Origin of the sequence: Nocardia sp. NPDC058640 (genome assembly GCF_042716995.1) — a bacterium.
Classification (GTDB): Bacteria; Actinomycetota; Actinomycetes; order Mycobacteriales; family Mycobacteriaceae; genus Nocardia.
Genome location: NZ_JBHXRG010000017.1, coordinates 43,096 through 63,901 on the forward strand (window position 1 = coordinate 43,096; position 20,806 = coordinate 63,901).

The window sequence follows — 20,806 nt, forward strand, 5'->3', positions numbered from 1 at the left end:
TATTGCCTGGGATTTGCTACCACTCTAGAGCGCGGCGAAGACCTGGCTATATCGACCTGTGCGTCGTTCGCCCGAGTTGAGAACGGTCACATGCTAGCCATACCCCAGGCAACTGCGGGGCCGAATCAGCCCAACAGCCCTCGGTTGATCAAGCCGGTGCCGGCTCACGAACCGGTACCAGCTCGCGAACCGGCTCCACAGCCTTCTTGACTCCACCGCCGGTCGTAGCCGCGAACGCTCCCGCGATCACCACCGCTCCACCCAGCAGCGCGAACATCGACGGCTGTTCGTCCAGTACTGCCCACGCCGCGGCGATGCCAACAACCGGGACCAGCAGCGACAACGGCGCCACCGTGCCCGCCGGATACCGGCTCATCAGATACGTCCACAGGCCCGAACCGCACACCGTCGCCAGGATCGCGATGTAGGCGACGGCGCCCAGCGCGGGCAGGCCGTCGGTTGAGAACGCCGCCCCCAGCGCACGGAAACCGGTTCCGGGGCCCTCGACGGCCATCGACAGAGCCAGCATCGGCAGTACCGGCACGACCGACATCCATAGGGTCAGGTGCAGCGGGTTGAAGCCGGGGGAGTCGGCGCCGGCCTGGCGGGCACCGATATTGCCGAACGCCCAACCCAAGCCACCCGCCAACGTCAGCAGGACTGGCAGCAGGGTCGCGGTCGCCATTCGATCGGCGCCGATGATGACCATGCCCAACACCGCCACCGCCAGCCCGGCCATCTGCACCGGTCGCAGCCGCTCGCGCAGCAGCACCGCGCCCAGCACCACGGTGAACGGGGCCGAGGACTGCAGCACCAGCGAGGCGAGACCGGTCGGCATGCCGGTGCGCATGGCCGTGAACAGGAAGGCGAACTGCAGAATGCCGAAGCCGGTGCCGTAGAGCAGCAACCACCGGGTCTTGACCGCGGGGCGCGGGATGAAGATCAGCACGGGGATCGCGATCACCGCGAAACGCAGCGCGACGAAGAAGAAGGGCGGGAAGTGGTCGAGGCCGATGCGGATGGCCAGGAAGTTCAGGCCCCAGAGCACAACGACGGTCAGTCCGAGCATGCGGTCACGAGTGGTCACGGGTCTAATGGTGCGGCCCGCTAAAGATCAGCACAATCGAATAAATGTGGATCAATAACGTAGATTTACTTCATGTTCTCCATCGAGCGGTTGCGGATTCTGCGCGAGCTGGCCGACCGGGGCACCGTCGCGGCGGTGGCCGACGTGCTGTCGATGACGCCGTCGGCGGTGTCGCAGCAGCTGAAAGTGCTGGCGCGGGAGGCCGGGGTGGCGTTGCTCGAGCCGGACGGGCGGCGGGTGCGGCTCACCGATGCCGGGCAGGCACTGGTGTTGCGGGCCGACGATGTGCTCGTGGCGATGGAACGGGCCATCGCCGAGATGGCGCACTATCGGGGCTCGCCGCGCGGTCAGGTGCGGGTGGCTTCGTTTCCGTCGGGGGCGGCGTTGCTGTTGCCGCCGGTGCTGGCCGCGTTGGCGTCCAGTGGCGTCGAGTTGGTTGCGGGGGATGAGGATCTGCCGCCCAGTGAGGTGTCGAAGTTGTTGGCGGACTACGACATCGTGCTCACGCATCGGGATGAGCGGGCGCCGTCGGTGTCCGGGCCGCGGCTGGCAGCGCGCGTGTTGATGCGTGAACCCATCGATGTTGTTGTGGCGCCGGATCATCCGCTGTCGGGTCGGACTTCGGTGCGACCCGAGGAGCTCGCCGAGGAGACGTGGGTGAGTGTGCGCGGTGGGTTTCCCGTTGATGATGTGCTCGAATCCATCGCCACTGTCACCGGGGTGCGGCCGCGGATTGCTCAGCGGCTCAATGAGTTTCGTGTGATCGAAACGCTGGTTGTCTCCGGCTACGGTGTCGCGCTGATGCCGCGCTATGCCGTGGCCCACCCCGACCTGTCGGTGCTGCGGTTGGACGGCGTGCGAGCGGCGCGAGTGTACGAGATCGTCACCCGTCCACAAGCCCACCGCAGCCCGGCCATCGCGACCGTGCTGGATGCGTTCGACAGTGCGGCGCGGGCGATCCTCGCGCGATGAACGGATCGGTTCTCATCGCCGGATGGCGACGGGGTCGTCGGCCTCAGGCCCCGACCCGCGTCGACCGTCGTTGTCTACGTCAGACCTGGCCCGGATACTGCTGGCCCGGGAACTGCTGACCGGGGTACGGCTGGCCCGGGTACGGCTGGCCGGGCTGGTAGGGCTGCTGCTGGAACTGTTGCTGCTGACCGTGGTAGCCGAAATCGTCGGCGACCATGGCGGCCAGTTCGAGCAGGGCGCGCCTGGTCGGCTTGCTCACCAGTTCGAGGTCGATCTCGGCGCCCTCGGCCAGGTGATCGTCGAAGGGGACGATCTGCACGGCGCGGGTGCGGTCGAGGAACAGCTTGCGCAGCTGGTCCAGGTCGACCGTGGAAGCGCCACGGCGCGAAGCGTTCACGACCACGACGGTGCGTTCGACCAGCTTGCTGTAGCCGTGGTGGTCCAGCCAGTCCAGCGTCGCCGAGGCGCTGCGCGCACCGTCGATCGCGGGGGAGGTGACCAGCACCAGCGAGCTCGCCATGTCCAGCACGCCCGACATCGCCGAGTGCATCAGACCGGTGCCGCAGTCGGTGAGGATGATGTTGTAGAACGACTGCAGGATACCGATCGCCTTGCGGTAATCGGCCTCGCTGAAGGCCTCCGACACGGCCGGATCCTGTTCGGACGCAAGCACTTCCAAGCGGCTGGGGGCCTGCGAGGTGTGTGCGCGCACGTCCGAGTAGCGGGTGATCTGCTGATCTTCGAGCAGGTTGCGCACCGTGGAACGGGTCTGACGGGGCACCCGGTGGGCCAGGGTGCCGAGGTCGGGGTTGGCGTCGATGGCGATCACGCGGTCACCACGCTGGGAGGCGAAGGTGGAGCCGAGACCGACCGTGGTGGTGGTCTTGCCGACGCCGCCCTTGAGCGACAGGATCGCGATCCGGTAGTCGCCGCGCACCGGCTGGTTGACGCGCTCGCCCAGATCGCGGAACACCACGTCGGCCGCGGACTCGCCGGGGTTGATCGCGCCGCCGGACACCTTGTGCACAGCCTTGCGCCACCCGCTGCGGGGCGACTTGCGCGCGCGCTTGAGCAGGTTCAGGTCGTTGACCGAATGGCCGGGCTGACCTGGCTGCTGCATGTGCTGCGGCTGGAACGGTTGCTGCTGCGGGGCGCCCCACTGCTGGCCGGACGGCGGACCCGCAGGGCCAGGCTGGCCGGGGAACTGGCCCGGCTGATCGGGCTGCTGGCCCGGGAACTGGCCGAACTGTTCGGGCTGCTGACCAGGGAACTGCCCCGGCTGACCGGGGAACTGGCCGGGCATCTCAGGCTGACCCGGCGCCATCCCGCCCTGCATGGGCGGTGCGAACATCGGCGGCGGCGGCGCCCAGCTGTAGATGGGCTCGGACTGCTGCCCCTGCTCCGAGAACTGCTGCTGCTGTTCAGGACCGGGGTAGGGCTGCCCCTCAGCACCCGGATACTGCGGCGCACCCTCGGCGCCGGGGTACTGCGGCGGCACGCCCGGATACGGCTGCTCACCGGTCGCGTGCGGGCCGGGGTACGGCTGCTCGGCGCCCGGCTGACCCGGCATCCACGGTTCGCCCTGCGGCTGACCCGGCCACGGCTGCTGCTCCGGCCCGTTCGCCACGTTGCCCTGATACGGATCGGGCATCGAGTACGGCGCGCCCTGCGCGAACTGAGCGGGCGGCGCGAAACCGCCGGGCTGATACACGGTCTGGTCGGCGAGACCAGGCTCGGCGATGGGCTGCTCGCCGGTCGACGGATCGCTGACCTCGCCGGTCGGCTCGGCCGCGGTCTCGGCGGGCTCGAGCTCGTCGTCGACGGTCGCGGTCTGTACTCCGGAGGGACCGGACGCAGCGTCGGACTCGTCAGCCGACGGACTCTGCAGCCACGGCGGCGAGGTCGGATTATGGTCGTTGTTGGTCACAGTGTCCCCCACTTGCTCGCTGAACGAGCAGGAAAGCTCGGCGCTGAATGTGCTTTAAAACGCTAACACGGAGGCAATTTTCGTGCGTCGGGGGCAGGGCGTCGCGCGCATCGAAGCGATGTCGAATGCGCCCAGCTCAACCGGCATATCCGACGCGAAGTCGACCAGCCGGACCGGACTTATCCACAGGCTCTGGAATCTATCCACAGGCACGAAAGCGGCCGGGACCACCAGGTCCCGGCCGCCATAGAGCGAACTACTGAGCCGCGCGGTTCACCGCGGAGACGACTGCGCGCAGGGAGGCGGTGGTGATCGAGGTGGCTATGCCTACGCCCCAGACGATCTTGTCGCCGATGGCTACCTCGACGTAGGCGGCGGCTTGGGCGTCGTCGCCTGCGGACATGGCGTGTTCGCTGTAGTCCAGGACTCGTACGTCGAAGCCGACGGTGGCGATCGCGTCGACGAACGCGGCCAGCGGGCCGTTGCCGGAACCGGTGATCTCCTGCTCGACGCCCTCGACCTTCACGGTCGCGGTGATCGAGTCCACGCCGCCGTCGGTCTCGGCGGCGGTGACCTTCTGCTTGATCCGCTCGAGCGGCAGGATCGGGTTCAGGTACTCGTCGGCGAAGACGTCCCACATCTCCTTGGGCGTCACCTCGCCACCCTCACCGTCGGTGATCGCCTGGATGGCCTGCGAGAACTCGATCTGCAGGCGGCGCGGCAGCACCAGGCCGTGATCGGTCTTCATGATGTAGGCCACGCCGCCCTTGCCGGACTGCGAGTTCACCCGGATCACGGCCTCGTAGGTGCGGCCGACGTCCTTGGGGTCGATCGGCAGGTACGGGACCTCCCAGACGATGTCGGCCACATCGGCGCCCTGCGCGTCGGCGGCGGCCTTCATCGCGTCCAGGCCCTTGTTGATGGCGTCCTGGTGGCTGCCGGAGAACGCGGTGTAGACCAGGTCGCCGCCGTAGGGGTGACGTTCCGCGACGGCCAGCTGGTTGCAGTACTCGACGGTGCGACGGACCTCGTCGATGTCGGAGAAGTTGATCTGCGGGTCGATGCCGCGCGAGAACATGTTCATGCCCAGGGTGACCAGGCAGACGTTGCCGGTGCGCTCGCCGTTGCCGAACAGGCAGCCCTCGATGCGGTCGGCGCCTGCCTGGTAGCCCAGCTCGGCGGCCGCGACGGCGGTGCCACGGTCGTTGTGCGGGTGCAGCGACAGCACGATCGAATCGCGACGGGCCAGGTTGCGGTGCATCCACTCGATCGAGTCGGCGTACACGTTCGGCGTGGCCATCTCGACGGTCGCGGGCAGGTTGATGATCAGCGGCTTGTCGGGCGTCGGCGCGATGATCTCGGAGACCGCGTCGCACACCTCACGGGCGTAATCCAGCTCGGTGCCGGTGTAGGACTCGGGGCTGTACTCGTAGCGCCACTCGGTGTCGGGGTAGCGCTTCTCGATCTCCAGGCACAGCTTGGCCGCGTCGGTGGCGATCTTCTTCACCGCGTCGCGCTCGGCGCGGAAGACCACGCGGCGCTGCAGGATCGAGGTGGAGTTGTAGAAGTGCACGATCACGTTCGGTGCGCCGTTGCAGGCCTCGAACGTGCGCTCGATCAGCTCGGGGCGGCACTGGGTGAGCACCTGGATGGTGACGTCGGCGGGCACGGCGCCGTCTTCGATGATCTCGCGGACGAAGTCGAAGTCGGTCTGGCTCGCGGCCGGGAACCCGACCTCGATCTCCTTGTAGCCCATGCGGACCAGCAGGTCGAACATGCGGCGCTTGCGCGCGGGGCTCATCGGGTCGATCAGCGCCTGGTTGCCGTCGCGCAGGTCGACGGCGCACCACGCGGGGGCGCGATCGATGATCTTGTCCGGCCAGGTCCGGTCGGCCACGGCGATCGGCTCGACCTCTTCGGCGAAGGGGCGATACCGGAACGAGGGCATCGAGGAGTTCTTCTGGGTGTTCCACGCGGGCTGGTCGGCCGGGGCCGGTTTGCCGGGGGCCGCGATGGTGCGCGAAGCGGATACGAATGCGTCAGCCGAGGACATGCAAGTTTCTCCGTGAGTGTGAAGGATTCCCTGATGGGAGCGGGTCGACCGGCGCGTTGGAACCCCGCGACGGGAGCCGGTCCTTGTCAGAACCCGTCGCGGCGGCCGAGAAGAAGTGCCCGCTGCAGCATGATCCTTCGAGCTTACCGCGCGCACACCCCCGCCCGTAAGCGGCCCGGTGAATCAACCTCCCCGAATCAGCTGTCCGGTTGACCAGTACGGTTTCCCCCATAACGCACGCTTGTACGGACCACGCGTCCGACGAGACGTACCAAAGGAATTCGCATGACTTGGTTGCAGCAGGTGGCCATCTTCGCGGCGGGCATCGCGGCGGGTGGCATCAATACGATCGTCGGATCGGGAACGCTGATCACCTTTCCCACGCTGCTGGCGTTCGGGTTGCCGCCGGTGACGGCGAATGTGTCGAACACGATCGGGCTGGTTCCCGGCTCGATCAGCGGGGTGATCGGGTATCGGCGTGAGCTCGCCGGACAGCAGAAGCGGCTGGTGCAGCTGGGTAGTGCGTCGCTGCTAGGCAGCATCGTGGGCGCGATCGTGCTGATGACGATGCCGGAGTCGGCGTTCAAGGCGATCGTGCCGGTGTTGATCATCGTGGCGCTGATCCTGGTGGTCGTGCAGCCGCGGCTGGCGGCCTGGGTGAAAAAGCGTCGTGAGGGCGGTGAATCGGCCGCTCCCGAACACGGCGGGCCGATTCTGCTGGTCGCGGTGTTCGCCACGGGTATCTACGGCGGGTATTTCGGGGCGGCGCAGGGCGTGCTGCTGCTGGGCCTGCTCGGGGTGTTCGTGCACGAGGACATCCAGCGGCTCAACGGTGTGAAGAACGTGCTGGCGTTGATCGTGAACGCGGTGTCGGCGGCGATCTTCATCGTGATCGCCGACGTGGACTGGCGGGTGGTGGCGTTGATCGCGGTGGGGTCGATCATCGGCGGGCAACTGGGCGCGAAAGTGGGTCGGAAGTTGTCGCCGAACGTGCTGCGCGCGGTGATCGTGGTGGTGGGCACGATCGCGGTGATCCGCCTGCTCACCAGCTGAGTTCTCGCCCGCGCCACCCACCGGTCGTGACTTGCGACAAATGTGGGTACTAGCGGGCGGTTTCCGCTTGTTGCGGGGTATTCTTCGCGTCGGCCATGCGTGATGAGGGAGGTGGCCTGGTGCACAGACGTGCCTTTTTCAAGGCGACGGGACTGGCGGCTGTTGCTGGTGCCGTGGGAACGACGCTGAGCAACGCGCCCGCTTCGGCGGATCCGCGCGCCGCGATGTTCCAGTCCTGGGTGCCGGAGATCTTCGCCCCGATCCCGGACGCGCCCGCGCATTCGCCCGCGATCGTGATCGGATCCGGCTTCGGAGCGGCGGTAACCGCGTTGCGGCTGGCCGAGGCCGGCATCGCCAACACCGTGCTCGAACGCGGTTCGCTGTGGCCCAACGACCCGTGGCGGGAGATCTTCACCGGCGACGACCTGCCCGACGGTCGCGGGTTCTGGCATCGCACCAGCTTCACCGGCGTCACCAAGGTGCCGATGAGCTTCAGCGCCTTCGGCGGCGTGCTGGATGTGACCCAGTATTCCGGGATCGACGTGTGGCGCGCGGCCGCGGTCGGCGGCGGTTCGGTGATCTTCACCGGCGCGATGGTGGCTCCCGAACGCAAGCTGTTCGACCAGGTCTTCGGCGGCGTCGTCGACTTCGGCGAGCTGGAACGCGTGTACTACCCGCGCGTGCGGCAGATGCTGCGCCTGGACGCGATGCCCGCCGACATCTACAACTCCTCGCCGTTCGCGCACTCGCGTGCCTGGGACGCGCAGGTCCGCGCGGCCGGCTACCAGCCGCTGGCCAACGACTCGATCTTCAACTGGGACGTGCTGCGCAGCGAACTGGCGGGCACCTCGCGCGCCTCGGCCACCACCGCGCGCTCCAACCTGGGCAACTCCAACGGCGCCAAGTTCGACCTCAACCAGAACTACCTGCGCTACGCCCGCGAGACCGGCAAGTCGCAGGTCTTCGCCGGTCATCGCGTCGACGCCATCGCTCAGGAAGCAGGCGGCAAGTTCGTGGTCGCGGTGACGAAACTGTCCCCGACCGGCCAGGTACTGAGTACCCGAAACCTGACCTGCGACAAGCTGTTCCTCGGCGCAGGATCTGTCGGTACCTCGGAACTGCTGGTCCGCGCGCAGGCCACCGGCACGCTGCCCAACCTCAACGAGCACATCGGCGACGGCTTCGGCACCAACGGTGACGTGGTCCTGGCCCGTGGCGCGAGCCAGGTCGCGGGCCACGGCCAGGGCGTGCCCAGCGCCAGCCGCATCTACGACGAATCCAGCGTCCCGCTGACCCTGGAGAACTGGTACATCCCCGGTATCCCGTTCGAAACCGGCGCGCTGGCTTCGCTGGGCATGGTCCTCGACCCGACCCGCGCGCGGTTCGGCTATCAGGCGGCCACGGGCGGCGTCGGCTTGAACTGGTCGGCGGCCACCCAGCACGCCGTGGCCGGTGCGGCACGCGCGGTCGATCACCGGATCGCCGAACGTGCCGGTGCGGTCGCCGAATACGGCGTGCTGGGCTATGACGCCAACGCCCAGTTCACCGCGCACCCGCTGGGTGGCGCGGTGCTGGGCAAAGCCACCGACGGCTACGGTCGCGTGCACGGCCACCCCGGCCTGTACGTGATGGACGGCGCGGCGATTCCCGGCAGCACCGCCACGGTCAACCCGTCGCTGACCATCACCGCACTGGCCGAACGCAATATCGAGGCCGTGCTGCGCGGCTGAACACGCGCCCGACCGGCGTTCGCAAGTCCGCTCGCGGCGCCGGTCGACCAATTAGCGTGGCAAGCGAAGTCGAGGCCGACAGTCGACCTCGAACAGGCCGTTCGGGTCACGGGCTCGAACACGCGGTGTCAGCCGCCGACAGCACAGGAGCATCAGTGGCTTCACCGGGGATCGAACGGGTCGAGGCACTGCCGGACGTGCGCGCCAAAACGCCCACACTGCGCACCGACCTGTTCATGCTCGCCCTGGCGATCGTGTCGGTGGTGCTGGTCGTGTGGATCACGTTCTTCCACGTCAGCGGGCCGACCTATCACGCGATCGTCATCGTCGACACGTCGATCTGCGCGATCTTCGCCGTGGAATTCCTGTGGCGCTGGCGGCGCGCGGGCTGGCCGTGGACGTTCCCGTTCGTCTACTGGTACGAAGTGCTCGGCATGATCCCGGTGACCAGCCCGCTGTTCCGCGGATTCCGGTTGTTCCGGATCGTGGTGATCTTGATCCGGCTCGGGCGGGTCGCCGATCGGGCGCTGGGGGAGCGGGTCACCGCCACGATCGTGAACCGGTTCGTGGGCACCATCGTGGACATCATCAAACGTCCGATGACGGTCGCGGTCCTGGACGAGGTCTCCAATGTGCTGCGCGCCGGGCACTACACCCAGAACATCGCCAACGCGCTCGAAGAGAATCACGCCGAGATCGACAACCTGATCATGGACCTGATCAAGAACGATCCGCAGACCGGCAAGTTGCGCTACCTCCCGTTCCACGACGACATCATCCGGCTGGTCGCCGACACGGTCTACCGCATGCTGCGGCAACTGCTGGACGACCCGCGCACCGACGAACTCGTGGCCGACATGCTGCGCGAGAACCTCGATCAGATCAACGACGCCGTGCGCAAAGGGGTGAAGGTGCCGCCGTCCAAGTTCGGCGCGTCACATCCCGAACATGGTGTGCGGCACCAGCTTTCGCAGGTCAAGCGTGCCTGATCCGGTCGCGCGGCTGAGCGAAACGGATAGTCTCCGCGACCACCAGCGCGGCCAGTAGCGCGCACAACAGCGTCAGCGAGGCCAGCGCGGGCAGGTGCGCGGCGACCGGGATCAGCGCGAACAGCAACACCGCAACCACCACGCGTTCGATCGAAACAGATTGTGTCGCATAGTATTTCGCGAACGCGATGCCGAGCAGGAACAGCGCAGGACCACCGTAGAGCGCCCCGAGCGGAATCCCGTACAGCGGATCGGTGAGCGTGTGATGCGAGGAATCGCCGACGTAGTACAGCACCTTCTTCAAGCCCAACGACAACCCGATCACGCCCACGATCATCGGGAAATGCCCGTACATGTAGCTGTTCTGGGCGATCTTGATCTGCCGCGCGTCCTTGGCATGGGCGAAGGCGTGCTCGATCGAGATCGCCGCCACGTCGAAGTACAGCCACCACAGCAGACCCGACACCGCAAGCCCCAGCATCGAACCGACCGCGATCGGCCACGAGATCGGCAGTCCGGCCACGCCGACCCCGATCGACACGATGGATTCGCCCAGCGCCACGATCACGATCAGGCCGTAGCGTTCGGCGTAGTGCTTGGCCGAGTTCAGCCGCCAGTCGGTGCCCGCCGCCCACGTCCACACCATGTCGCCGACGATCGCGGCCAGCCACAGCAGAATCTGCACCGCGCCGGTGGTCATCGCGGCCACCACCAACAGTGTGGTGCCCAGGGTGATCGAGCCAAGCGCCCAGCGCAGCAGCTGCCTGCGTAACTGCGCATCGCCCGCGCTGACCATCCAGAAGACCGACACGTGCACCAGTCGCACGATCAGATAGGCGATGGCGAACACCAGCGGACCGAACCAGCCGCCGGGCATATCCGTGAACGCCTCGGGGATCGTGAGCGCGGCCAGGAACGCACCGCCCATCGCGACGAACATCGCCACCCGCGTGAGGCCCTCGTCGGCGCGCACCACATTGCCCAGCCACGAATACGCGATCCACAGCCACCACATCAGGGCCAGCACCAGCGTGGCCCGCAGCATGTTCACCGCGGTGGTCTCGTCCGCGGCGAGCGCGGTGACCATGGTGAACGCGAAGACGATCACCAGGTCGAAGAACAGCTCGAGCTGGGTCACCGTCTCGCCGTCGCGCACCGGCTGGAACCGGACCCGCCGTTTTCCGCTCATGCCGACAATGGTCGCACTGTCGGCGGCGATCCGCGCGCACGGAAACCGGTTTCGCGGATGGCGGAACTAGCCCGCCGCGTACCCGCTGATCTCCGGGAACCGCTCGGCGAAGTCGATGAAGTTCGAGACCGCCTCGTCGTGCAGTTTGCGCAGCGAGCGGTTGAACAGGATGCCCGGAATGGGCAGTGGCAGTGACAGTTCCACGTGGTAGTCGACCTCGGTGCCCTCGCGACCCTCGGTCAGGTCGATCCAGCCGCCGCCCTTGGAACCGCGACTGCTGTCCACCACCGTCCACGACACGCGGTTGCGTTCCCAGGCGTACTCGAGCACTTGGGCGTCGGAGTTGCCCATGAAATGGGCCGTGACGAACACGCGACGGGGTCGGCCGTCGTTGTCGCGCGGGCCCACCCGGACGTCGCTGTAGGAGGTGGACCACTCCGCTGTCATGTCGACCGCCAGTAGCGCGTCCATGACTTGGTCGACCTCAGCGTCCACGGTGAATCGGATGTCGATCTTCGAGCGCATCTTTGTCTATCCTCCGAAACCGCAGTCGTTCGCGCCCGATTGTGCACAGGTGAGTCAGTGATCGTCAACACGTCTATGGTCTGGACATATGACCGGGTCAGCTGCTTATCACACGCTCGACGGCGGTTTCGATCAGCCTCATGCTCTGTTCCTCGGTGAAGATTCCGGGCAGTGTGAGGTGTTCCACGATGAGCCAGTTCAGGGCCAGATACAGCAGTAGGACCGACTCCGCGTCGCCGGGCAGACCGGATGCCAGATGGTTGCGGACGTTGAAATCGATGTCGGCGCGCACCCGTTCGGTGAGCACTTGGCGCAACTCCGGGCGTCGGGTGGCTTCCAGGCGCAGTTCCAGCAGTGCGAGGTAGGCCTTGCGGTGTGATTCGAGGCGGCCGACCACTTCTTTCATCAGCGCGGTGATGTTGTCGATGTTCTTGGGGCCGTCGCTGACCAGGGCCATGGTCTCCTCGCTGGGCTGGACCACTTCGTAGAAGCGGACGCCGGCCTGGGTGAGCAGTTCGTCGCGGTTGGCGAAGTAGTTCGAGGCGGTTCCGGCCGGGACGCCTGCCTGTTTGTCGACCGCGCGGAAGGTCAGGCCGCGCGCGCCTTCGTCGGCGAGGACGTCGATGGCCGCGTCGAGCAGGGCTTGCCGTCGTTCGGGGTTAGTTCGCACTTGACACCACTCCATTCGTAGTACTACGTTGAAACCACTACATATACAGTACAACAACTTAGGCGGTAACCCCATGCGAAAGCTTGTCTACTACATCGGCGTCTCCCTCGACGGTTACATCGCAGGTCCCGACGGCGAGGTCGACTTCTATCCGATCCCGCCGGACTACGTGGCGTGGTTGTCGACGGAATTCCCCGACACCATGCCCACGCACATCCGGCCGCACCTCGGCCTCGACCCCGAGCTCCCTGCCCAGCGCTTCGACACCGTGCTGATGGGCCGCGGCACCTACATCCTCCCGGGCGAGCATGTGGAGAACCCGTTCCAGCACCTACGGCAGTACGTCGTGTCCGGCTCGCTCGCGGCGAGCGATCACCCCGCCGTCGAGATCGTCGACGACCCGGTGGAACTGGTCCGCGAACTCAAGCGGCAAGACGGACTCGACATCTGGCTGTGCGGTGGCGGAAACCTCGCGGGTCAGCTCATCGACGAGATCGACCAGCTGATCGTCAAGAGCTACCCGGTCATCGCGGGCGCGGGCATCCCGGCCTTCACCGGCGTCTTCAAACCGACACTTTTCACCCCGACCCGACGCCACGAATTGGCCAGTGGCACGCAGGTCACCTGGTTCGATCGGAGCTGAAACCGGAGGGTAGCCACAGGTGACAAGCCTGTGTCGTTTCCGCAGGCAGGGTAGGTAGCAGCAAATCCGGTGGCCCGAGCCCGGTACTCTTGGTCGCTGATACCAACCTGACACTCGATCGTGAAGGACCTGCTGTGGCTCTCGTAGTTCAGAAGTACGGAGGATCCTCGGTGGCCACCGCCGAGCGGATCCGGCGCGTCGCTGAACGGATCGTGGAGACGAAGAAGCAGGGGCACGACGTAGTAGTCGTGTGCTCGGCCATGGGTGACACGACCGATGAGCTCCTCGATCTCGCCGAGCAGGTGGCCCCCGCGCCGCCCGCTCGCGAGATGGACATGCTGCTCACTTCGGGCGAGCGCATCTCGAATGCGTTGGTGGCCATGGCCATTCACACCCTCGGTGCCGAGGCTCGCTCGTTCACCGGTTCGCAAGCCGGCGTGATCACCACCGGCGCGCACGGCAACGCCAAGATCATCGACGTGACCCCCGGCCGCCTGCAGGAGGCACTGGCCGAAGGTCAGATCGTGTTGGTCGCGGGCTTCCAGGGCGTGAGCCAGGACAGCAAGGACGTCACCACGCTGGGCCGCGGCGGCTCCGACACCACCGCCGTCGCGCTGGCCGCGGCGCTGAAAGCCGACGTCTGCGAGATCTACACCGACGTCGACGGCATCTTCTCCGCCGACCCGCGCATCGTCCCCGACGCCCAGAAACTCGACAACATCTCCTACGAGGAAATGCTCGAGATGGCGGCCTGCGGGTCGAAGGTGCTCATGCTGCGCTGCGTCGAATACGCGCGCCGCTACAACGTTCCCGTTCATGTTCGGTCGTCCTACACCGACAAGATCGGCACCACTGTTTTCGGATCGATGGAGGACATTCCCGTGGAGCAGGCAATCCTGACCGGCGTCGCACACGACCGCAGCGAAGCCAAGGTGACCGTCGTGGCGCTGCCCGACGAGCCCGGCTACGCGGCCAAGGTGTTCCGCGCGGTCGCCGACGCCGAGATCAACATCGACATGGTGCTGCAGAACATCTCCAAGGTCGACACGGGCAAGACCGACATCACCTTCACCTGCCCCAAGACCGACCTGGTCCGCGCGGTGCAGAAGCTCACCGAACGCCAGGCCGAGATCGGCTTCGCCGAGATCCTGTCCGACGACCACATCGGCAAGGTCTCGCTGGTCGGCGCGGGCATGAAGTCGCACCCCGGCGTCACCGCCACCTTCTGTGAGGCACTGGCCAACGCGGGCGTCAACATCGACCTGATCTCCACCTCGGAGATCCGGATCTCGGTGCTGGTGCGCGATACGGAACTGGATGAGGCCGTGCAGGTGTTGCACAAGGCATTCGATCTCGGCGGCGACGAGGCTGCTGTCGTCCACGGCGGAACGGGGCGTTAAGCAATGGGTGTACGTGTAGGTGTTGTCGGTGCGACCGGTCAGGTCGGCACCGTCATGCGCAAGCTGCTCGAAGAGCGCAACTTCCCGGCCGACGAGGTGCGATTCTTCGCGTCGGCTCGCTCCGCCGGTAAGACCCTGCCCTGGCGTGGCGGCGAGATCGTCGTCGAGGACACCGAGACCGCCGACCCCACGGGTCTGGACATCGCGCTGTTCTCCGCCGGTGCCACCATGTCTCGCGTGCAGGCCCCGCGTTTCGCCGCCGCCGGTGTGACCGTGATCGACAACTCCTCGGCTTGGCGCAAGGATCCCGATGTGCCGCTGGTCGTCTCGGAGGTCAACCCCGAGGCCACCCGCCACCTGCCCAAGGGCATCATCGCGAACCCGAACTGCACCACCATGGCCGCGATGCCGGTGCTCAAGCCGCTGCACGACGTGGCCGGGCTGCAGCGTCTGATCGTGTCGTCGTACCAGGCTGTTTCGGGTTCTGGACTGGCCGGTGTCGAGGAGCTCGCCTCGCAGATCCGCGCGGTGGCACCCGACGGGGAGAAGCTGGTGCACGACGGGTCGGCCGCGGAATTCCCCGCGCCGAACAACTACGTCGCGCCGATCGCGTTCAATGTGATCCCGCTGGCCGGTGCGCTGGTCGACGACGGCTCGTTCGAGACCGACGAGGATCAGAAGCTGCGCAACGAGAGCCGCAAGATCCTCGGCCTGCCCGACCTGCTGGTGAGCGGCACGTGCGTGCGCGTTCCGGTGTTCACCGGGCACTCGCTGTCGATCAATGCCGAGTTCGCCGAGCCGCTGTCGGTGGCGCGGGCGCAGGAACTGCTGGCCAAGGCGCCGGGTGTGCGGTTGGTCGATGTGCCGACTCCGCTGGCTGCCGCCGGTCAGGATGATTCGCTGGTCGGGCGGATTCGTCAGGATCCGGGTGTGCCGAGTGGGCGTGGGTTGGCGCTGTTCATCTCGGGTGACAACCTGCGAAAAGGTGCTGCTCTCAATACGATTCAGATCGCGGAAGTTCTGCTCGAGAACCGCTGAGACATCACTGAAGCGGCCCGGGTCACCTGATGGGTGACCCGGGCCGCTGTGTTTCAACGGATCGCGCGGATGCCTGGGGTGCGGGGGTCGTTGCCTACGCAGGCGAGGATGGCGCAGCCTGGGGGGATGCTGGCGAAGGGGGCGGCCAGGGGTTGGTTGAGGCAGTCGAAGACTGTGCAGCCGGGGTAGGCGCCGGGGCCGATACCGAAGACGGCCAGGAGGATGTTGGCGTCGATGAGTTTGCCTGCGTCGAATTCGAGTGGGGGTTCTACGTAGGGGTCGGCGATCGGGACCTTGGTGTCGGTGATGGCGGTGAACAGGCGGCGGAAGAATTCGTGGGGGAGTTCTTCGGCGTGGGCGAGGATGCCGCTGGGGCCGTAGGCGGTTTGGTTGCCGAAGGGGCCGGTCCACATCACCGTGAGGTCCAGGCTCGGTAGGAAGAACACATTCTGCAGGCCCAGGCCGGACATGAAAAACGTGTCGTCGGGCAGGAATTCGGGAGCTTCACCGCAATCGGCGCCCAACCAGAACAGGTAGCCGTAGCAGGGGTTGGCCTTCGACGGTGTACGGGCCGCGCGCAGATACTCCGATGACAGCACCCGGTGCGCGCCCCATCGGCCGTCGTTGGCCACGAGCAGGCCGATCTTGGCCAGGTCGTTGGGCGGCAGCATGAGGTGCGCGTACCCGTAGGTGTGGCCGGAACGGTCGCTGGCCCAGTAGTAGTCGCCGCGCGGAATGCCGAGCGGGTCGAACAGTTCTCGTTGCGCGAACTGTTGGAGGGGTTCGCGCACGGCCAGTTCGATCACATACGACAGCAGGTCGACATTGCGCTGGCTGTAGCTGAAGGTGGTGCCGGGCGGGTTGGTCAACTCCACCGACAGCGCCTGCACGGCAGAGTGCGGGTCGATCGGGATCACCGCGGTGATGCCCTCCGACAACACCCCCACCTTCATCCCCGAGGTCTCGGTGAGCAGGTTCTCCACGGTGATCGACCGGTGCACCGCATCGCCCAGACCCGGCGGCAGATAGCGGTCGATCGGGGCGGAAATGTCGAGTTTGCCTTCGTCGGAAGCGATTCCGGCCAGCATCGACACCACCGATTTGGTGACGCTCCAGATATTCCACGGCGTATTGCCGGTCTCGCCGTTGCGCAGCCCTTCACCGACGAGGCAGTTGTGCCGGAAGATCTGGACATTGAGCCGATTGCGGGTGGCGGCGAACTGCAGTGCCGCTTCGAGTTTCGCCGAATCCATCCCGACCTGTTCGGGTTGCGCACGTTCGAGGTCGCGATCGGAAGTCACCTCGCAGGTCGCACTCGGCGCGGCCCCGGCCGGGACGGCGATCAAGCTCGCCGAGGCCAGCACAGCAGCGATCGTGGATGCGAAAACGCCCGTGATGTGCCGCATGTGGGGCAGCGTAGACCCGTTTCCGCACCGTAACCCGTATAGCGGGGCCGCCGCATCCCCTATTCGCCGGTATGTTCACGTCCCCGTAATGCGTACACCGCCGCACCCACCGCGAGCACACCAAGACCCGTCAACACCGACCCGATCGGCAACGAAAACCCGACCACCACACACCCCACCGCACCCAGCACCGGAACCCACCTCGCCGGCCTGCCCTCCGCCACGGTCAACGTGGCCGCGGACAGATTCGCGACAAGGTAATACGCGAGCACCGCGAACGACGAGAACCCGATCGCCGCCCGCAGATCCACCGTCGCCGCCAGCACCGCGACCACCACACCCACCGCCAACTCGGCCCGATGCGGCACCGCGTACTTCGGATGAATCGCCGCCAACGACCTCGGCAGATGACCATCCCGCGCCATCGCCAACGACGTCCGCGACACCCCCAGGATCAACGCCATCAGCGACCCCGCCGCCGCCAACACCGCACCCACCCGCACCACCGGCGCCAACCACGACGCCCCCGCCGCCTGCACCACCTGCGCCAACGGATCACGCGCCGCCGCAAGCCCACCCGACCCCAACGTCACCAACGCGGCCACCGCCACCAGCGCGTACACCGCCAACGCCACCGCCAACGCGAGCATGATCGCGCGCGGAATAGTCCTTTGCGGATCCCGCACCTCCTCGCCGAGCGTGGCGATCCGCGCGTACCCCGCGAACGCGAAGAACAACAACCCCGCCGCCTGCAACACCCCATACGGGCCGACCGCAGCATCGAGAACTGTTGCCTCAGAACGACTTCCACCCAACCCCACCACCACAACCGCGGCCAACACCGCCAACACCAACACCACGATCACCCGCGAAGCCAACGCCGACTTCTGCACCCCCACATAGTTGACCCCCGTCACCACCACCACAGCCCCCACCGCCACCGCATTCGCCTGCCCCGGCCACGCATAACTCCCCACCGTCAACGCCATCGCCGCACACGACGCCGTCTTCCCGACCACAAACCCCCACCCCGCCAAATACCCCCAAAACGCACCCAACCGCTCCCGCCCATACACATAAGTCCCCCCCGACACCGGATACAACGCAGCCAACCGAGCCGACGACATCGCATTGCAATAAGCCACAACCGCCGCCACCCCCAACGCCACCAACAACCAAGACCCACCCACCCCCGCCGCAGGCCCCAACGCCGCAAAAACCCCAGCCCCCACCATGGCCCCCAACCCCACCACCACCGAATCCCCCAACCCCAACTCGCGCCGCAACTGCCCGTTCGAAGTCATGCGTCCATCTTTGAGCATCCGTACGGGGCCCGCGACCGGACGTAGCCGACATCACCAGGGAATTCCGAACACGCCTGCGCACTCGATAGCGGGATGGAACACTGGCAGAAGACATTTCATGTCGACAATCTGGTCAGGGGGATCAGCATGGCACCGTCGAGTCTCGACGACGCTTTTCGGGGAAACGCGGCAGATTTCAAGGCGAACGAGGTGTTCTCCGATCGCGACACCGAGTGGGCGGCGGCGGTCGAGAGCGTCCGCAACGTCTGGGAAGCCGTGTCGGCCCCGACGTTCGACGTGGAAGATCTCGAAAGTCCGCGGCGCAACGTGCTCGTCTTCTACGGCGTCGGCGGTATCGGTAAGTCGACGCTGTCGGAGCAGCTGCGGCGTCGCTTCGGCGGCGACGACGTGGCGATGTCGCACTGGGACGTGCCGGATCCGCCGCTGCCCCGGACAGTTCCGGTGTTTCTCGACCTCGCGAGAAGCACGACCTTCGACTTGACCGAAGTGATTCTGGCGATCCGGCTGGCGCTGGCCTCGCATGGGCATCGAGCGCCGGCGTTCGACCTCGCGCTCAGCCGATACTGGGAGGCCAACCGCGCCGGTGAGTCGCTCGATGACTATCTGCGCGCGCGAGGACGATTGAGCAGGATCTCGTCGAGACTGCCCGAACAGGTCAACGAACTCCTCGGTGAAGTCGCGGACAACTTCGAGTTGCCGGGCATGGTGGGCGGGTTGGTGAGTCAGAGTGTCAGTGCGCTGGTCAAAGGGCTACGCGAGCGACACGACCACGCGCTCGCGTTCCGATGCAGGCGGCTACCCGCCATTCTCGAAGCGGAGCCAGACCTCAACGCGCTCAGTTACTACCCCCACCTGCTGGCCTGGGACATCGCCCAGCTGCCGCCGAAGCAGGCGCTGTTGCCGGTCGTTCTACTCGACACCTTCGAAGACATCGCCGAGCGCGGAAACCGGGAGAACGAACGGCTGATCAACCGCCTGGTCTGGCTGATGCCGAACGTGTTGTTCGTGGTGACCGGTCGCAATCGGCTGGAGTGGGATGACGCCCGCCTACGCGAAACGCTGTGGCACACCGGGGCGGTCCGGTGGCCGTTACTGCGAGCGGAGACCGGGGAGCCACGTCAGCATCTGGTCGGTTATCTCTCGCCCCACGACCGCGAGACGTTTCTCGCGCAGCGGTTGATCAGCGATGGCCTCCCGATGATTCCGAGCGAGCACCGTCGGTTGATCGCGGACAGATCCGAAGGCCTGCCGCTCTACCTCGACATGGCCGCTTCGCTGTTCGTCGACCTTCTGCAGAGCGAGGGCACCGTCCCACCGGTCGAGGCATTCGACCGCGACTTCGAGGCGCTGGTCACCAAGACCTTTCGTGATCTCACCTCGGACGAAAAGCTGGTCGTCCGCGCGGTCAGTCTGCTTGAGTCCTTCTCGATCGAGCTGGCGACCGCCGCGGCGGGGTTAGCGCATGACAGCGCGGCGATGTGCGTGGTCGAGCGTCCGTTCGTGGAACACGACGACTCAGGGCTGTGGCCCTACCGGGTACACAAACTGGTGCGTTCTGCGATTCGCACGGCTGATTTCAACCGGAATTCGCGCGAACCGTGGAGCGACGCAGACTGGCGCCGCGCCGCGCAACGAGCGTTCGATGCGATCGGCGCGCAGTGGCGCGACGCGGCCGACGACCGCCGGGTGCTCGTGGCCTGTCTGTGCGCGGGTCTGCGACTGGCCCGCGATTTTTCGTTGCGTCTGGGATGGCTCGAAGACGCCGCCGTCGACTTCGCGCGAGACTCGGCGGTCGAAGTGATCGATATCGGCGACCCTCCGCGCGCCGTCGACGGCACACCGCTGCCCATCAGTGCCGCGGCGACCGCGCTGGCCGCGACGTTGTCGGTGGTCGCGAGCCGCAACAGTGCCCACCGGCAGTGGGTTGCGGAAAGGCTGCGCGCGATCCTCGAAACAGGCGACCTCCCAGCGCAATTGCGGGAGATCCCGATGTACTACATCGCCATGTGTGAGCGCGATCTGGGCAATTTCGACGCGTCCATGCAGGGAATGCGCGCGGTCGCACTCAGCGGTGGACGGTTGGCACCCGATGCCCGCCGCGGTCTGCACCATTTGCTGCGCAGGCTGGGCAGATTCCGCGACGCGCTCGAGATCGCCGAACAGCTCGGCGTGAACGGCAGGCAACAGCGTGCGCTCGGCGAGCTCTGGTGGTCGCAGGGAAATATCGCGCTGGCCTGTACGTCGCTGGCGGTGGCGCGAGAGCAAGCGTCGTCGAACGGCCTGTCGGGGGAGGCTGCGCTGTGTCAGTCCTATCTCGCGTTCGCCGCCGCCTTTCAAGACCGAGCCAGAGCCCGAGTTCAGGTCGACCACGCCCTCGAGCTGATCCAGAAGACAAAGGTCGGCTGGGCGGAAGTGTTGCTACAGGTCGCCGAGCTGGTCGTAGAGGCCGGGCACGATCCTGAACTCCCGCAACGGGTCGATGAAGTAGCCGCCGCTGCCACGGCTGTCGGGCTGACATCGTTGGCCGGCTATGCCCGACTGGCCGGGTGTTTCCACGCCGCCGTTGTCGATTCGCCGCAGCTGAGCGAGCGTGCTCGAATCCTGTTGCGGGAGAGTGTGAACGGTGCTGAGTTTGCGTACCTGATCGAGATCGCCTATATGCTCACCAACCAGGATTCGCCGTCGGCCCTGCGCTCGGACTGGATCGAAGGGCAGGTCACGGCGAAACAGCGGTGGAGTGGGTTGGTCACGGATCGGCGGGCCGAGCTCGCCGCTACTGGGAGGATCTGACGAATCGGG

General features: G+C 66.5%; 16 protein-coding genes. 8 read left to right on the top strand and 8 right to left on the bottom strand.

What is annotated here, in order from left to right; translation table 11 throughout:
* Nucleotides 1-148 precede the first annotated feature (148 nt).
* Nucleotides 149-1,087, bottom strand: coding sequence for an EamA family transporter (locus ACFWU5_RS18790; RefSeq protein ID WP_379268079.1), 939 nt, complete (start codon nucleotides 1,085-1,087; stop codon nucleotides 149-151).
* Between the two features lie 72 nt (nucleotides 1,088-1,159).
* On the opposite strand from ACFWU5_RS18790, the gene ACFWU5_RS18795 reads away from it, so the two are divergent.
* A complete protein-coding gene (locus tag ACFWU5_RS18795; protein WP_379268080.1) occupies nucleotides 1,160-2,059 on the top strand; it encodes a LysR family transcriptional regulator in 900 nt (299 codons plus the stop codon).
* A gap of 79 nt (nucleotides 2,060-2,138) precedes the next feature.
* Here ACFWU5_RS18795 and ACFWU5_RS18800 read toward each other — a convergent pair whose 3' ends face one another.
* Both ACFWU5_RS18800 and leuA read right to left on the bottom strand, forming a co-directional pair.
* On the bottom strand, nucleotides 2,139-3,629 hold the full coding sequence (locus ACFWU5_RS18800; RefSeq protein WP_379268127.1) for an AAA family ATPase: 1,491 nt from the start codon (nucleotides 3,627-3,629) through the stop codon (nucleotides 2,139-2,141).
* Nucleotides 3,630-4,242: 613 nt separating this feature from the next.
* Nucleotides 4,243-6,039 (bottom strand): 2-isopropylmalate synthase, encoded by a 1,797-nt coding sequence (leuA, locus tag ACFWU5_RS18805; protein ID WP_379268081.1) that lies wholly within the window; start codon nucleotides 6,037-6,039, stop codon nucleotides 4,243-4,245.
* Nucleotides 6,040-6,324: 285 nt separating this feature from the next.
* Here leuA and ACFWU5_RS18810 point away from each other — a divergent pair, with 285 nt between their 5' ends.
* The 3 genes from ACFWU5_RS18810 to ACFWU5_RS18820 all read left to right on the top strand — a co-directional run bounded on the left by ACFWU5_RS18810 (nucleotide 6,325) and on the right by ACFWU5_RS18820 (nucleotide 9,811).
* A complete protein-coding gene (locus ACFWU5_RS18810; RefSeq protein ID WP_379268082.1) occupies nucleotides 6,325-7,092 on the top strand; it encodes a sulfite exporter TauE/SafE family protein in 768 nt (255 codons plus the stop codon).
* Between the two features lie 119 nt (nucleotides 7,093-7,211).
* On the top strand, nucleotides 7,212-8,822 hold the full coding sequence (locus tag ACFWU5_RS18815) for a GMC oxidoreductase (RefSeq protein WP_379268083.1): 1,611 nt from the start codon (nucleotides 7,212-7,214) through the stop codon (nucleotides 8,820-8,822).
* A gap of 155 nt (nucleotides 8,823-8,977) precedes the next feature.
* Nucleotides 8,978-9,811 (top strand): ion transporter, encoded by an 834-nt coding sequence (locus ACFWU5_RS18820; protein WP_379246964.1) that lies wholly within the window; start codon nucleotides 8,978-8,980, stop codon nucleotides 9,809-9,811.
* On the opposite strand, the gene ACFWU5_RS18825 is transcribed toward ACFWU5_RS18820, so the two are convergent.
* The 3 genes from ACFWU5_RS18825 to ACFWU5_RS18835 all read right to left on the bottom strand — a co-directional run bounded on the left by ACFWU5_RS18825 (nucleotide 9,798) and on the right by ACFWU5_RS18835 (nucleotide 12,195).
* Complete coding sequence (locus ACFWU5_RS18825; RefSeq protein WP_379268084.1) at nucleotides 9,798-11,000, bottom strand: low temperature requirement protein A; 1,203 nt, start codon at nucleotides 10,998-11,000, stop codon at nucleotides 9,798-9,800. The genes ACFWU5_RS18820 and ACFWU5_RS18825 overlap by 14 nt on opposite strands.
* A 66-nt stretch (nucleotides 11,001-11,066) precedes the next feature.
* Nucleotides 11,067-11,525 (bottom strand): SRPBCC family protein, encoded by a 459-nt coding sequence (locus ACFWU5_RS18830; RefSeq protein ID WP_379246968.1) that lies wholly within the window; start codon nucleotides 11,523-11,525, stop codon nucleotides 11,067-11,069.
* A gap of 97 nt (nucleotides 11,526-11,622) precedes the next feature.
* Complete coding sequence (locus ACFWU5_RS18835) at nucleotides 11,623-12,195, bottom strand: TetR/AcrR family transcriptional regulator (protein WP_379246970.1); 573 nt, start codon at nucleotides 12,193-12,195, stop codon at nucleotides 11,623-11,625.
* Between the two features lie 73 nt (nucleotides 12,196-12,268).
* On the opposite strand from ACFWU5_RS18835, the gene ACFWU5_RS18840 reads away from it, so the two are divergent.
* The 3 genes from ACFWU5_RS18840 to ACFWU5_RS18850 all read left to right on the top strand — a co-directional run bounded on the left by ACFWU5_RS18840 (nucleotide 12,269) and on the right by ACFWU5_RS18850 (nucleotide 15,276).
* The gene (locus ACFWU5_RS18840) at nucleotides 12,269-12,838 is read left to right on the top strand and encodes a dihydrofolate reductase family protein (RefSeq protein WP_379246972.1); all 570 of its coding nucleotides are present in this window, start codon (nucleotides 12,269-12,271) and stop codon (nucleotides 12,836-12,838) included.
* 134 nt (nucleotides 12,839-12,972) lie between these two features.
* Entirely contained in the window at nucleotides 12,973-14,238 is a 1,266-nt protein-coding gene (locus tag ACFWU5_RS18845; protein ID WP_378609935.1) for an aspartate kinase, read from the top strand.
* A 3-nt stretch (nucleotides 14,239-14,241) separates the two neighbouring features.
* Nucleotides 14,242-15,276, top strand: a complete 1,035-nt coding sequence (locus ACFWU5_RS18850) for an aspartate-semialdehyde dehydrogenase (protein ID WP_379246974.1) — start codon at nucleotides 14,242-14,244, stop codon at nucleotides 15,274-15,276.
* Nucleotides 15,277-15,329: 53 nt separating this feature from the next.
* On the opposite strand, the gene ACFWU5_RS18855 is transcribed toward ACFWU5_RS18850, so the two are convergent.
* Together ACFWU5_RS18855 and ACFWU5_RS18860 are read right to left on the bottom strand one after the other, a co-directional pair.
* A complete protein-coding gene (locus ACFWU5_RS18855; protein ID WP_379246976.1) occupies nucleotides 15,330-16,682 on the bottom strand; it encodes a serine hydrolase domain-containing protein in 1,353 nt (450 codons plus the stop codon).
* A gap of 59 nt (nucleotides 16,683-16,741) precedes the next feature.
* Nucleotides 16,742-17,986: an APC family permease gene (locus ACFWU5_RS18860; RefSeq protein ID WP_379246978.1), complete on the bottom strand. Its 1,245-nt coding sequence runs from the start codon at nucleotides 17,984-17,986 to the stop codon at nucleotides 16,742-16,744.
* A gap of 147 nt (nucleotides 17,987-18,133) precedes the next feature.
* On the opposite strand from ACFWU5_RS18860, the gene ACFWU5_RS18865 reads away from it, so the two are divergent.
* Complete coding sequence (locus tag ACFWU5_RS18865) at nucleotides 18,134-20,797, top strand: hypothetical protein (RefSeq protein ID WP_379268085.1); 2,664 nt, start codon at nucleotides 18,134-18,136, stop codon at nucleotides 20,795-20,797.
* Nucleotides 20,798-20,806: the final 9 nt, after the last annotated feature.